Here is a 13,756-nt window from a genome sequence, read left to right on the forward strand (position 1 = left end):
ATGTATTTGTTATGCTAACGTTAAGCGAAGGTTTCTTTGTTTTTACCTCTTAAATAAAAAGCCCAAAGCAAATAGCTTTGGGCTTTTTATTAGGGGTTATCATTTGCTTTTTAAAAGGTGTATTTTAAGCTGAGACTTAATAAACTTCCTTTTTTGTATGAAAGCACAGTTTCATCAGTTTCAACACCAGTATTGATATTTCGTATCAATTGGGTTTGTCTGATTTCTGGGTTTAATATATTTCTACCCACAAATTTTAATTGAAGGTCATCAGTAAGTTCTTTGCTCAACACCAAATCTAAGGTTACAAAACCTTTTTCTATAATGGCATCGTTATACAGTATGGCGCTATTGGCAAAATCCTCTGGAGATCCCAAAGCAAATATTTTATCAGATGAATAGTTTCCGGTTAACGTAGCGTTAAACTCTTTATCCGTTTGGCTGTTGTAGCTTAATGAACTGTTGATAATCAAATCTGAAGCACCTTGTAAATCAGTTTCTGTTAGGTTTTTAAATTGGTAGTTCTCCAATAAATCTTGGCTAAACCACATTTTTGTAATATTAGTGTTGAAGTTTAAAAGGCTTTCATCTTCTTCATTTGAAATTAAATCGAAACGGCCTTCAACCTCTAAACCGTATACATTGGCTTCGTTACCAGTATTGGCATATTCAAAAATTCCTGCAGATCCTCTGGTTTGTGCTAAGTTAATAGGATTTTTAATGTTTTTGTAAAAACCAGTGGCAGAAACCAATTCGCCATTGCTTGGGAAGAACTCGTATTTTAAATCGATATTGGTTACATCAGATTTCTCAAGGTTTGGATTACCTCTTGTAACACGACCTGTTGGTGAAACATATTCAAAAGGTGCAACCTCCTTAAACTCAGGAAGGGTTTGTGTTAAACTTGAAGCCAAACGTAAAAATTGTTTTTCGTTTAATTCATACTTTAAGTTTACACTTGGGTAAATTTCTGTGTACTCTTTATTTACCGTTCCAACACGGCCAACAAAGTTGGCAACATCCCAAAGTACATTTATTTCATCTCTTTCAAAACGTATACCAGCATTACCTGATAGTTTTTTGTTTAAACCAAAATCTAGGTTGGCATAACCAGCCATAATATTTAAATCGGCATCATAGCGGTCTGGGTCTCTTTCACGTAATACCAATCCGTTATCGAAGTTATTTGGGGTAAAAGTTAACGAGAATTCATCAACAGAAGGTACTTGAAAGTCACGGGCTCTTACACCAATAAATAGTGAGCTGAATACACGGTCTTTTTGACGGAAATTAGCGCCAACGTGTAATTTGAATGGATAGGTATTGGCATCGTCATCAAACGTGCCTAAATCAATAGCATCCTCTATGTAAGCGTTGTATTCTATGTCTTCAATTTTTTGGTTTGATTTACGTTGTTGAAAATCACCAACGTGCGCGTATTGTACGGTATTCGCGTCCAAAATATTGGCTTCGTTACGAATACGGTTTGGTTCTTGCGCCAACACATAGTTGTAACCAGCGGCCCAGTTTAATTCGTTCTTTTCTCCAAAATTATGGGTGCCCTCAATTTGGTTAACCAATAAAATGGTTTGCTTAAAGTTTTGATCCCTTACAAAAGCACCATCTTCTTGTGGGTCTTGGTCAAATACATAACCTTCGCCATTTCTACCTTGCTCATAAACATTATCGTTGCTTGTGTTAACGGATAAGCTACTAATTTTAATGTTATGGTCGGCATCTAATTTTAAATCTAGATTTACGTAGCCCGTAGAGTTTGTTCTGCTGATGAAGTTTTCTACATCTGTAAACTCATTGTCTAAAATGTTAGATCGGTAACTCCTAAAGATTCCTTCTCTGTATTCGTAAGATTTAGAGTGTGAACCGGCAACAAATACATTTACTTGTTTGCCAAAAACATCAAATTTAGTTCCACCATAAAGGGTCAAACCGTAGTTGCCAATGTTTTTTTGTTCAACAGGGTCCCAACCTTGTCTGGTAATTAAATCTACAAGGGCATATTGCTTTTTGTGGAATCCGAATGTTACATCTTCAGAAACAAGACTGCTTTTAAAGTTATTTAAGCCTAAAACATTGGTGTTATAACCCGAAGACAGGCTAATGGACAATTCTTTTTTAGAGTATGATTTTGAAGTTATGTCCACATTTCCTGAGCCTTGATCGGCATAGCTACTCGTTGCGTAAGTTTTGCTGATGCCCACATTTTCAATTACATTGGTTGAAAATAGATTTAGGTTTATGTTTTTGTTGCTAACGTCATCTGAAGGAATTGGCAACCCATTCATGGTTGTAGATAGGTATCTATCACCCAAACCTCTAATATAAATGTCTCCTGAACCTTCACTTCGGGTTACACCCGAAATTTTAGCAGTTGCATTGGCAGCATCCGAAACGCCAATTTTAGATAGACGTTCTGCGCCAATACTTTCTTTAATAACAACCGCTTTCTTTTGCTCAAGCAATAAAGCAGTTTCACTTTCACGTTTGGTAGTTGTTGTAATAACAACTTCGTCCAACGAAGCGGCACTGGCACCCATAGGCACATTTACCTCTGTTACTTTTCCCGCAACTACTATTACAGGGATTTCTTGTGTTTCGTATCCCACGAAACTAAATATTAAGGTGTAATCACCTGCTTCTAAATTTTCAAGCGCATAAAGACCATCAAAATCGGAAGTTGTTCCTTTTGTTGTTCCTTTTATTAAAACATTGGCAAAGGCCAATGGTTCATTATTGTATTCTTTGTCTGTTAGCTTACCAACCACAGAGCCAGTAGTTTGGCCGTGTAAAATTGTTGCTGAAACAAGCGTAAACAATAAAAATAATTTTCTCATTTAGTGTCAAATTTTATTGGTGCAAAGAACGTTACACTAAATGAATAGGATGTTATGAATACGTTAAACAATAGTAACACTAGGGTTATGTAAACGTTACCCGTTTTGCTAAAAATTTACATTGAGTTAACATTAATTCAATGGATTTAAATAGAGGCTAAACCAGAAAAGTGCTCAAAGCAAAATAACGGTTTAAATCTGCAATAAATGTTGAAATAAATCCAGCAGAGATTCTAAAAAAAGTAAAGAAAAAAGGGCAAAAAAAGTAAATCTTATTGCTCGGAAGTAGCTTTGTCTTCTGTATTGGCTGTTGCCATCAGTAAAGCAAAATCATCTAAAGAAATGGTGCTTGCTGCTAGAGATAGTTTAAGTTCAGCTGGCTCAAAAGCATCAACATGAACATCAACTTCCTTGGTTTCGTAACCTACAAAACTGCACACTAGGGTATAATCACCAGCTTCCAGGTTTTCAAGAATAAATAAACCAGTTTTGTCTGTGCTAGCTTTAATTTCAGAATTTTTTATTGAAACATCAGCTAAAACCAAAGGCGCATCTTTTACTTCATTGTCCATGATTTTACCAACGATCAAGCCAGTACTTTGGCCAAATGAGATGGTTGTAAAAAGTATTGCAGCGATGTAAAATAAATGTTTCATAAAAATGGCTATAAATACCACTGCAAATAAAGCCTTATTAGAATAACTGAATGTTATTGAATTATTAAACAACCGTCATTAAAATGTTACCTTAATGTTAACAAACCACCCGTTAAAAAAATATAATTTACTGGATGCTTTATGAAGATGTTTTTTATCTTGCTTGGCATTAAAAATAAACCATGAACTGGGAACAATTATTATCCTTAAAACGCTTTGGCGACACCAACAAACGCATTAGAAAAGAACAGGACGAAACTCGTTTGGGCTTTGAAGTAGATTACGACCGTATTATTTTTTCGTCCGAGTTTAGAAGCCTACAAGATAAAACGCAGGTTATTCCATTATCACAAACCGATTTTGTGCATACCCGATTGACCCATAGTTTGGAGGTTAGTGTTGTTGGACGTTCGTTGGGCAGGAAAGTTGGCCAAAAGCTTTTGGAAAAGCATCCTCATTTACAAAATGTTCATGGGTATCAGGTTAACGATTTTGGCGCTATAGTAGCCACTGCCGCTTTGGCGCACGATATTGGTAACCCGCCTTTTGGGCATTCTGGTGAAAAGGCCATAGGTGAGTTTTTTAAAAATGGGTCGGGCAAAACCTATAAAAATGAATTAACGCCAAAACAGTATCAAGATTTATGTGATTTTGAAGGTAATGCCAATGGGTTTAAAATATTGACCCAAAATCGAGATGGTCGCCAAGGTGGGTTGAGATTAAGCTACGCTACCCTTGGGGCATTTACCAAATATCCAAAGGAATCGTTGCCTAAAAAGCCAACAAAACATATTGCCGATAAAAAATATGGTTTTTTCCAAAGTGAAAAGGAAGCTTTTGCAGATATAGCCAATGAATTGGGTTTAATAAAACGAAGTAAGGAGCATTTAAGTTTTTCGCGCCATCCATTGGCTTATTTGGTGGAAGCGGCCGATGATATTTGTTACACCATTATAGATTTTGAAGACGGCATCAACCTTGGGCTTATTCAGGAAGAATTTGCGTTGGAATATCTATCTAAAGTTATTCGCGATAACATCATTCCTGAAAACTACTATGCATTAACCAACAAAGAGGATCGCGTGGGTTATTTACGAGCCTTGGCTATAGGTGCTTTAATTAATGATGCGGTTGATATTTTCATGAAAAACGAAGAGGCTATTTTAAATGATGTATTTGATTGCGCGTTGCTTGATAAAAGTAAATACGATGCACAAATAAAAGACATCATTAAAATTAGCATTGAAAATATTTACCAATCTGAAGAGGTGGTTGATAAAGAAATTGCGGGCTATCAAATCATCAACAAATTGTTGGGGGTTTATTCAGCTGCGGTAAACAATTCGTATAATGGCACCACATCAAATTACGATAAATTGATACTTAACCGTTTGCCAAAAACCATCAATTTTAAAAGTGACGATTTGTACCAGCGCCTATTGGCTGTTTGCCATTATGTATCACTGTTATCGGACAGTAAGGCCATTCAGAATTTTAAGAAGATTGAAGGGGTTACTTTTTAACATTGTTGGTCTTTATTTATTTTTTCCGTTGTATAAAGCTTTAGTTTAGCCTTGGCTTTTCAGAAATATTTCTTTTTCAGCCAAAATGAAACTCTAACCAGCAAAATCAGAGCTGGAACTTCTACCAAAGGCCCGATTACTCCCGCAAATGCTTGTCCTGAATTTAGTCCGAAAACGGCAATGGCAACCGCTATAGCCAATTCAAAATTGTTTCCCGCTGCCGTAAATGCAACCGATGCGGTTTTGTCATATTCCGCGCCCATTGCTTTGGTAACAAAAAATCCGATAATGAACATTAAAGCGAAGTAAACGAAAAGCGGTGTCGCAATAATTAAAACGTCAATAGGGATTTCCACAATGAGTTCGCCTTTAAGAGAAAACATGACAATAATGGTAAACAACAAAGCAATCAATGTCGTTGGTGAAATGGTCGGAATAAATTTGGTGGTGTACCAATCTTCGCCTTTTAGTTTCACTAATATTAGTCGGCTAAAAATTCCCATTAAAAACGGAATACCAAGATAAATAGCGACACTTTCGGCAATCGTTCCGATTGAAATATCGACAATCGCACCTTCAAAACCGAAAAGCGGGGGCAATTTTGTAATAAACAGCCAAGCATAAAAACTATACGCAAATACTTGAAAAATGCTATTTAAGGCGACCAAACCAGCACCGTATTCGCTACTGCCTTCGGCAAGGTCGTTCCAAACTAAAACCATAGCAATGCAACGGGCCAAGCCGATTAAAATCAGTCCGACCATATATTCGGGATAGTCACGCAAGAAGGTTATTGCCAAAACAAACATTAAAACAGGACCGATAATCCAATTTAAAATCAATGAAATAGAAAGTATTTTCGTGTTTCTAAAAACTTTAGGCAGCAAGGAATATTTTACTTTTGCCAATGGCGGATACATCATTAAAATCAATCCGATGGCTATGGGAATATTAGTTGTTCCTTTGTTAAATGAATTGATAAAATCAGGAAATTTTGGAATGAAGTATCCAATTCCAACACCTAGTGCCATTGCGATGAAAATCCACAAGGTTAGGTTTTTATCTAAAAAGCTTAATTTTTTTGTCGCCATAATTTATGATTGGATTTTAGAGAATACAAAAAGCATTTCGGTGGCAATTTGCAAACTTCTTTCTTGGTATTTTTGGGCTTGTTGGGGTGTGTTGTCAAATGCTTTGGGGTCTTCAAAAGTAATAGGAACCCGTTTTGTTGCACCTGGTACAAATGGGCATGCTTCGTTTGCAGAATCACAAGTCATTATGGCACAGAATTCTGATTTTGGATTAAAATCATCATCTAATTTTTTGGAAAATCCAATAACCGGATGTTCGTTTTCAGAGTATTTGATACTATAAACCGGATTATTTCCTTCGGAAAGTGTTTGCACGTCAAAACCTGTGTTTTTCAAAGTTTTAGCAACCATAGAGAACAAAGCCGTAGCTTCCGTTCCACCCGAATAACAGAATACTTTTTCAATTCCAAAATGAAAAGCCATTGTTTGTGCCCAAATCTGTGCCAAATGGCTTCTTCTGGAATTGTGCGTACAAATAAAATTCAATCGAATTTCTTGGTTGTTGCTTTTCTTTTCTTGAATGAAATCGAGTAAAGGTCGTAAAGTCTGTTTTCTGTCTTCCGAAATTGAGTTTGTGTCAATGGAAGAAATAAGGTTCTCTAGGTTTGTAAATGTTTTCATAAAGGATAGGTAGTTTTCTATTATTATAAAATAAGGTTGAATAAATAACCAGATATGATGATACAAAGCGTAACCAAGCCGAAGAAAATCCCAATGAGTTTTAAGGTCATTACTTTTTTGAGTAACATAGCTTCGGGTAGTGATAAACCAACCACGCCCATCATAAATGCAATAGCCGTTCCAATTGGAATTCCTTTGGAGACCAATACCTGAACCACAGGCAATACACCCGAAGCGTTCATATACATGGGTGCCGCCAAAATTGTAGCTATTGGTACGGCAAAGGGGCTGTCCTTGCTCATATATTTTTCAAAAAATCCTTCTGGAATAAAGCCATGCATCAATCCGCCAATGGCAATGCCCAACAATACATAAGGAACAACACCTTTTAAAATTTTAATGACTTCTGTCCAAATAATGGGTAAACGTTGTTTTAAGGTTTGTTTTTCGGCAATAAAAGCATCTTGTTCCCTTTGAGCGTTTGCCAGAACTTCTTTAACCCAGGGAGTGAGAAATTGTTCCAATTTCAATTGTTGTAAAATAATGCCCGATACCATTCCTAAAATAACGCCACTCACTATATAAATAATGGTCGTTTTTATACCAAATAAGCCAACAAAAAGGCCAATCGCAACTTCATTGACCAAAGGCGATGTTATTAAGAAAGCGAAGGTTACGCCCAACGGAATTCCACCCCGAACAAAGCCAATGAAAAGTGGGACAGAAGAGCAGGAGCAGAATGGTGTTGCCACGCCAAACAAGCTTGCCATTAAGTATTCCAGGCCATAGAATTTATTTTTCGACAAGAAATTCCTAACCTTGTCTATGGGAAAGTAACTGTTTACAATGCCCATAAAAAAGATAACGACAAACAATAAAATTAGAATTTTGATGCTGTCGTAAATAAAGAAATTTAGAGCATCAGACAGATGTGCACCGTGTTGCAATCCAAAGACAGAATACACCAACCAATCTGCTAGATTTTGAACCCAGTTAAACATATTAAAAACAAATTCTAATAAGTTTAACAACAATCGTCTGAGCTGCAACAACAACTAAAAGATTTATTGCTTGAAGTATCTTCTTTGGATTCATCAGTAATAAATTCCAAGATTTCTTGTTTGGAAGGGATTCGTCCTTTAGAAACCACTTTTTCATTTACAACCAAAGCGGGTGTTGCCATGACGTTGTATTCCATTATTTTCATAATGTCTTCTACTTTTTCAATGTTGGCGTTTAGGTTGTTTTCAGTAACAACTTCTTGTGTTGCTTTGGTCAGTAATTGGCATTTTGGACAACCTGTTCCGAGAATTTTAATTGTTTGGGTCATAATATTTTATTAGCTTATCGCAAATAAGCGATAGGATTTATAAATTTTTTAAATGTTGCAATTCAAACTTTGGTTATTATTGTTTTCTTTGAAGAATTCAGAGAAAATTTCCCTTGCCAAATTCCATTTCTCTTGATTGATACAATATTTTATTTTAGGTGGTTTGAGCTCACCTTTTATTAAATCTGCATTTTTCAGTTCTTTTAAATGTTGAGAAATTGTGGATTGTGCTAGAGGGAAAATTTCAACCAAATCGCCCGTGAAACAACAAGATTGATTCTCTAGATAATTCAATATTTCAATTCGAATGGGATGTGATAAAGCCTTTGCAATACTTGCCAAAAGCAAAGATTGTTCACTATAATCTATATGTTCTAATTTTCTATCCATAAGTTCATCGCAAATTTACGATTAGTTTTTTAATCTGCAATATTTTGGAAGAAAGAATAGTTCTTATGGATATCTTTCAATAGATGTATTCTGTATTGGAGATATTTGTCGTTTTAATGACTTATATCAGACATTAAACGAAGTTATTTTTTTTTCTGACAAAGTCAATTGTAATTACATGATGTAGCATGATTGCCTAACTTACGATTACTGACTTTTTAGAGTTTCATAATCATTTTCAAACATGCTTAGAACTTCAATTGAAGGCGTTCTAGTTTTATATTCGGGGTCACTATTATTCAGTATTTCTTCCATGTTTTGAGCCTTTTTGTTTTTCCAAAATCCAGCTTTTGTGAAGCCTATCGCGCATATTTGACCATTTTGCTCAAAAATTTGCCGATGGTATACCCATTTGTCATCTGAACCTTCTAACCTTAAAGTAATGTCGAAGGGTTTAAACATTTTTAGAGGTTTTTTATAAATGATTTTTTGGGATGCCAAAACCCCAAACATGCCCTTTTTTATCGTATTGCTATATAAATCTGACCGAAAAACCACTTCGTATCTTATTAGATCCATGTAGTAAAAATATTTTGAATTGGCCATAAATCGAAAGGATTCGCAATCTAGTACATTTACTCTTCTAGTCCGTGTTAAATCAGAGGATAGTTTGATTTTCTTCCAAAATAGTCTTGATCCAATGTAGATGTAAATCATGTGTAACCAATAATAAATCATTTTGTTGGATTTAGTTTTGCAGGTTACTTAAATATCTGGGAATAAAATTATGTGCGACTTAGAGCTAAGTTACGTTTATGTGCGGAAATAGGGTCGACTTGGATAGACGAAATTATCGTTTATTTTTGATAAAGTCAAATTGAAATTAGACATTCTCTTTAAAATATTTGGTCAAGTTTTTAACATCCAATCCAACTTGTTTTTGAAGTTCCTCAACACCGCCATGCTCAATGAATTCATCAGGAATCCCTAGAGTTTTGATGATGTTTTGGTAATTGTTTTGTGAAGCAAATTCTAAAACAGCTGTGCCAAAGCCGCCTTTTATGGCATTGTCTTCAACAGTAACAACAGTGCTATATTTTTTAAATATTTGATGGAGCAAAGTGTCGTCCAAAGGTTTGGCAAAACGCATATCATAATGCGAAACATCTATGTTTTCAATGGCTTCGGTTACGTTTTTGGCAATACTTCCAATACTTAAAACAGCCAAATTTTTGCCTTTTTTTAGCTGAGTGCCTTTTCCGATTTCAATTTTAGAAAAAGGTTGTTCCCAATCTAAAGTAACACCCCTTCCACGAGGATAACGAATGGCAATAGGTTGCCCCAAGCCCAATTGGGCGGTGTACATGATGTTGCGCAGTTCAACCTCGTTTCTGGGTGCAAAAATAATGAGATTGGGAATGCATCTTAAATAACTTAAATCGAACACACCGTGGTGAGTGGCTCCATCTTGGCCTACCAATCCTGCTCTGTCCAAGCAAAAAATAACGGGTAGTTTTTGAAGTGCAACGTCATGGATGATTTGATCGTAGGCACGTTGCAAAAATGTGGAGTAAATGTTGCAAAAAGGAATAAGACCTTGGGTAGCCATTCCTGCTGCCAATGTTACGGCATGCTGTTCGGCAATGCCCACATCAAAAGCACATTCGGATATTTCGGCCATCATATATTTTAACGAACTACCTGTTGGCATGGCGGGGGTAATACCCACAATGTTTTTGTTCTTTTTGGCAAGTTCAACAATGGTATGCCCGAAAACATCTTGATATTTTGGAGGCTGCCTCAAGGCAGATTTAGCAAATATTTCACCTGTTTTAGCGTCAAACTTTCCCGGGGCATGATATTTTACTTGATCGGTTTCGGCTTGCTTTAAACCTTTGCCTTTAGTGGTGATAACATGTAAAAACTTGGGGCCTTTTATGTTTTTTAACCTTTTTAATTGGGTAATTATGGCATCTAAATCATGGCCGTCAATAGGTCCTGAATAATCAAAGTTCAACGCTTCAATAATGTTGTTTCGCCTTTGTGTGCCTTTTTTAACGTTGGTTAAATATTGTTTTAGTGCCCCAACACTTGGGTCTATGCCAATGGCATTGTCGTTTAAAACAACCAAAAGATTGGCATCGGTAACCCCAGCATGGTTTAAGCCTTCAAAAGCCATACCTCCAGCAATACTGGCATCGCCAATTACCGCAATGTGTTGTTTTTCAAAATCGCCCTTTAATTTGGATGCAATGGCCATGCCCAAAGCGGCTGAAATAGAAGTAGAGGCATGCCCAACCCCAAAAGCATCAAATTCACTTTCGCTACGTTTTGGAAAACCGCTAATGCCCCCCAACTGCCGATTGGTGTGGAACTGGTCTTTTCTTCCGGTTAGAATTTTATGGCCGTATGCTTGGTGGCCAACGTCCCAAATAAGTTGGTCGTTTGGCGTGTTAAACACATAATGCAGGGCAATAGTCAGTTCTACAACACCTAAACTGGCGCCCAAATGCCCTTCTTTTGTAGCCACAATGTTAATGATGAATTCACGCAATTCCTGGGCAAGTTGCGGTAAGTCTTTTGGGCTTAAAAGACGAAGCTCTTTGGGTGAATTTATCTTGTTTAAAATTGAATTTTGCACAGAGCAAAAGTACGGGAATGAATTCGTATTTTTGCTATTATGATAGAACCTTTTGATGACACTTATTTTATGAAAAAAGCACTTCAGGAAGCTGAACTTGCTTTTGAAAAAGGCGAAATTCCCGTCGGTGCTGTTGTAGTGATTGATAATAGAATTATTGCTCGTGGCCATAATTTAACAGAGACCCTTAACGATGTTACGGCGCATGCAGAAATGCAAGCCATCACAGCCGCAGCCAATTTTTTGGGTGGAAAATATCTTCAAAACTGCACCCTTTTTGTCACCTTAGAGCCATGCCAAATGTGCGCTGGTGCATTGTATTGGAGCCAGATTTCTAATATTGTTTATGGTGCTAGGGATTCAGAACGGGGATGCATTAATCTGGGCACAAAACTGCACCCGAAAACAAAAATTAAAGGTGGTGTTTTGGAAGAAGAAACTTCTACACTTTTAAAGCGGTTTTTTATTGAAAAACGGAATTTGAATTGACATTTGTCATCCTGAACTCGTTTCAGGGTCTTATAAATTCTTTCCTCAAAATAACCTTTGGACTGCGCTCAAGGTGACACTAGGATTAATACTTTTTTTCGCGTTGATTTTTACGCATTTTATCCATGTTTTCTTTAGTAAGCATATAATCTTTGGCGCTTTTGCCTTTCCAACGGTGATAGGAAAATAAAGGGAACACAACAAAAAATAAACCAGCTACACCAAAACCAATCAGTTTTTCAGAATAATCAACGTCTAAACTAAAACCTAAAATTATACTTGTTATTGCCGCAATAGTTAATATGGAAATAAGGTATTTCATCTGTTTCTAAAATGGCTATTTCGTGAATTTAATGAGTTGTCGCCTATACGCCGTAAGTAATTTGGATTTTGAAATATAGCCATAATATTTACCATGTTTTATTACAGGTAAATTCCATGCACCAGTTGTTTTAAATTTTTCCATAATATCGTTCATGGAATCTTCAGTATAATCAATAATTCCCGCATCGGCATGCATCAAATCGGCCACACTTACTTTATCGTATAAATCGGATTTAAACATCATATGCCTGATGTCATCAAGCCTAATAACACCTAAAAACTCATTGTCATCATTCACCACGGGAAAATGGTTTCTTGAAGATTTTGCAACGGCTTCGTTTAAAATATAGCCCAACTTCATGTCTGGTTTTAGAATGATGAAATTGGTTTCTATAACCTTATCTATGTTCAAAACCATTAGGGCATTTTGGTCTTTATCGTGCGTCATAAGTTCACCTCGCTCGGCTAGTTTCATGGTATAAATAGAATGGGATACATAATATTTAGTCATGGCGAAGGATATGGCGGCAACGATCATTAGGGGAACAAAAAGCTGATGCCCACTAGTAATTTCGGCAATCAAGAATATGGCGGTTAGAGGGGCGTGAAGTACCCCAGCCATTAGGCCTGTCATGCCCAAAAGCGTAAAATTGGCTTCTGGAACTGAAAAGTTCAAACCGATGTTGTTCACAATTTTGGCAAAGGCATTGCCCAAAACACTACCCATAATTAATGTCGGGATAAAAATACCACCAACACCCCCTGCACCAAAAGTAGTGGTCATGGCAATAGCCTTAAAAACTGCTATGCCAAGCAACAAACCAATAACAATCCAGATGTTTGTTAAGTCTAGATTAAAGGGTGTTTTGCCAATGGCGGCAAGATGGTCGCCTTTTAAAAGGTTGTTCATAAGGTTGTAACCCTCACCATAAAGCGGAGGGATAAAATATAGCATCGTACCAATCGCTAAACCACCAATTAACAAGCGCTTTGCACGACTTTCAAATTGTTTGAAAAAATTGGTGATGGCAAAAAATACTTTTGAAAAATATACAGAAGCTATCGCGGTAATGATACCCAAAAGTATGTACAATGGTATTTCGTTAAATTTAAAATTATCATCCAAATTAACGTGAAGCAAAACATCGGTGCCAAGAAATAAATATGATGTGATTACCGCAGATACCGATGCCAATAATAAAGGGACCAATGAGGTAAAGGCAATATCCAAACTAAAAATTTCTACCGCGAATACTATGGCGGCAATAGGTGCCTTGAACATAGATGCCATGGCACCAGCAGAAGCACAGCCAATTAAAAGCAAACGCACTTTGGTGTTCATATGAAATAGTTGGGCCGTGTTAGAGCCCAATGCAGAACCAACACTTACGGCGGGGCCTTGTAATCCCACAGAACCACCAAAACCAGCGGTGAGAGGTGCCGTTATTAGTGCGGCATAAATATTATATCGTGGTAGAATTCCGTTAAGTTTTGATAGGCCGTAAAGAGTTGTGGAAATTCCGTGGCCAATATGTTTTTTTAACCAGGTTTGTTTTATGATATATACCAACAGCAACCCAATAATTGGAAAAACAAAATACAAAGTGTTTTGGTAGTTTTTAAACAGATTTAACTCAAGTAATGAGCGAATGAAATGTGTTAAGTTTTTTAGGACCACCGTACCCATGCCTGCCAAAACACCAACCAGGACACTCAAGATATAAATGAATTGGCGCTCTGAAAGATGTTTGTATTTCCAGATTAAAAATTTGCGCAACAGATTCTTGGAGTTGAAAGGCATGTGATAAAAATACTAAATAGTTACTTCTAAAATAGCGT

The 13,756-nt window shown here is 36.6% G+C and carries 13 protein-coding genes; 2 read left to right on the top strand and 11 right to left on the bottom strand.

Annotated elements, in window-relative coordinates; genetic code table 11:
* Positions 1-110: 110 nt before the first annotated feature.
* Together WJN01_RS05490 and WJN01_RS05495 are read right to left on the bottom strand one after the other, a co-directional pair.
* Positions 111-2,852 carry a TonB-dependent receptor gene (locus WJN01_RS05490; RefSeq protein ID WP_445196130.1) on the bottom strand — a complete coding sequence of 914 codons (2,742 nt, stop codon included), beginning with the start codon at positions 2,850-2,852 and terminating at the stop codon, positions 111-113.
* A gap of 272 nt (positions 2,853-3,124) precedes the next feature.
* On the bottom strand, positions 3,125-3,508 hold the full coding sequence (locus WJN01_RS05495; protein WP_445196131.1) for a carboxypeptidase-like regulatory domain-containing protein: 384 nt from the start codon (positions 3,506-3,508) through the stop codon (positions 3,125-3,127).
* A gap of 182 nt (positions 3,509-3,690) precedes the next feature.
* On the opposite strand from WJN01_RS05495, the gene WJN01_RS05500 reads away from it, so the two are divergent.
* Positions 3,691-5,031, top strand: coding sequence for a deoxyguanosinetriphosphate triphosphohydrolase (locus tag WJN01_RS05500; RefSeq protein WP_445196132.1), 1,341 nt, complete (start codon positions 3,691-3,693; stop codon positions 5,029-5,031).
* 59 nt (positions 5,032-5,090) lie between these two features.
* Here WJN01_RS05500 and arsB read toward each other — a convergent pair whose 3' ends face one another.
* The 7 genes from arsB to dxs form a co-directional block, all read right to left on the bottom strand.
* On the bottom strand, positions 5,091-6,122 hold the full coding sequence (gene arsB, locus WJN01_RS05505) for an ACR3 family arsenite efflux transporter (protein ID WP_445196133.1): 1,032 nt from the start codon (positions 6,120-6,122) through the stop codon (positions 5,091-5,093).
* Positions 6,123-6,125: 3 nt separating this feature from the next.
* On the bottom strand, positions 6,126-6,743 hold the full coding sequence (locus tag WJN01_RS05510; protein WP_445196134.1) for a low molecular weight phosphatase family protein: 618 nt from the start codon (positions 6,741-6,743) through the stop codon (positions 6,126-6,128).
* 23 nt (positions 6,744-6,766) lie between these two features.
* Entirely contained in the window at positions 6,767-7,744 is a 978-nt protein-coding gene (locus WJN01_RS05515) for a permease (RefSeq protein WP_445196135.1), read from the bottom strand.
* A gap of 23 nt (positions 7,745-7,767) precedes the next feature.
* Positions 7,768-8,073, bottom strand: a complete 306-nt coding sequence (locus tag WJN01_RS05520; protein ID WP_445196136.1) for a thioredoxin family protein — start codon at positions 8,071-8,073, stop codon at positions 7,768-7,770.
* Between the two features lie 48 nt (positions 8,074-8,121).
* Complete coding sequence (locus WJN01_RS05525) at positions 8,122-8,463, bottom strand: ArsR/SmtB family transcription factor (protein WP_445196137.1); 342 nt, start codon at positions 8,461-8,463, stop codon at positions 8,122-8,124.
* Positions 8,464-8,670: 207 nt separating this feature from the next.
* Complete coding sequence (locus WJN01_RS05530) at positions 8,671-9,201, bottom strand: acyl-CoA thioesterase (RefSeq protein ID WP_445196138.1); 531 nt, start codon at positions 9,199-9,201, stop codon at positions 8,671-8,673.
* 145 nt (positions 9,202-9,346) lie between these two features.
* A complete protein-coding gene (gene dxs, locus WJN01_RS05535) occupies positions 9,347-11,104 on the bottom strand; it encodes a 1-deoxy-D-xylulose-5-phosphate synthase (protein WP_445196139.1) in 1,758 nt (585 codons plus the stop codon).
* Positions 11,105-11,143: 39 nt separating this feature from the next.
* Between dxs and WJN01_RS05540 the strand changes: the two genes are divergently transcribed.
* The gene (locus WJN01_RS05540; RefSeq protein ID WP_445196140.1) at positions 11,144-11,593 is read left to right on the top strand and encodes a nucleoside deaminase; all 450 of its coding nucleotides are present in this window, start codon (positions 11,144-11,146) and stop codon (positions 11,591-11,593) included.
* A gap of 85 nt (positions 11,594-11,678) precedes the next feature.
* Here WJN01_RS05540 and WJN01_RS05545 read toward each other — a convergent pair whose 3' ends face one another.
* Together WJN01_RS05545 and WJN01_RS05550 are read right to left on the bottom strand one after the other, a co-directional pair.
* Complete coding sequence (locus tag WJN01_RS05545; RefSeq protein WP_445196141.1) at positions 11,679-11,915, bottom strand: hypothetical protein; 237 nt, start codon at positions 11,913-11,915, stop codon at positions 11,679-11,681.
* Between the two features lie 15 nt (positions 11,916-11,930).
* The gene (locus tag WJN01_RS05550) at positions 11,931-13,718 is read right to left on the bottom strand and encodes a chloride channel protein (protein WP_445196142.1); all 1,788 of its coding nucleotides are present in this window, start codon (positions 13,716-13,718) and stop codon (positions 11,931-11,933) included.
* Positions 13,719-13,756 lie beyond the last annotated feature (38 nt).

This window comes from Tamlana sedimenti, from assembly GCF_038148895.1.
Taxonomy (GTDB): domain Bacteria; phylum Bacteroidota; class Bacteroidia; order Flavobacteriales; family Flavobacteriaceae; genus Tamlana.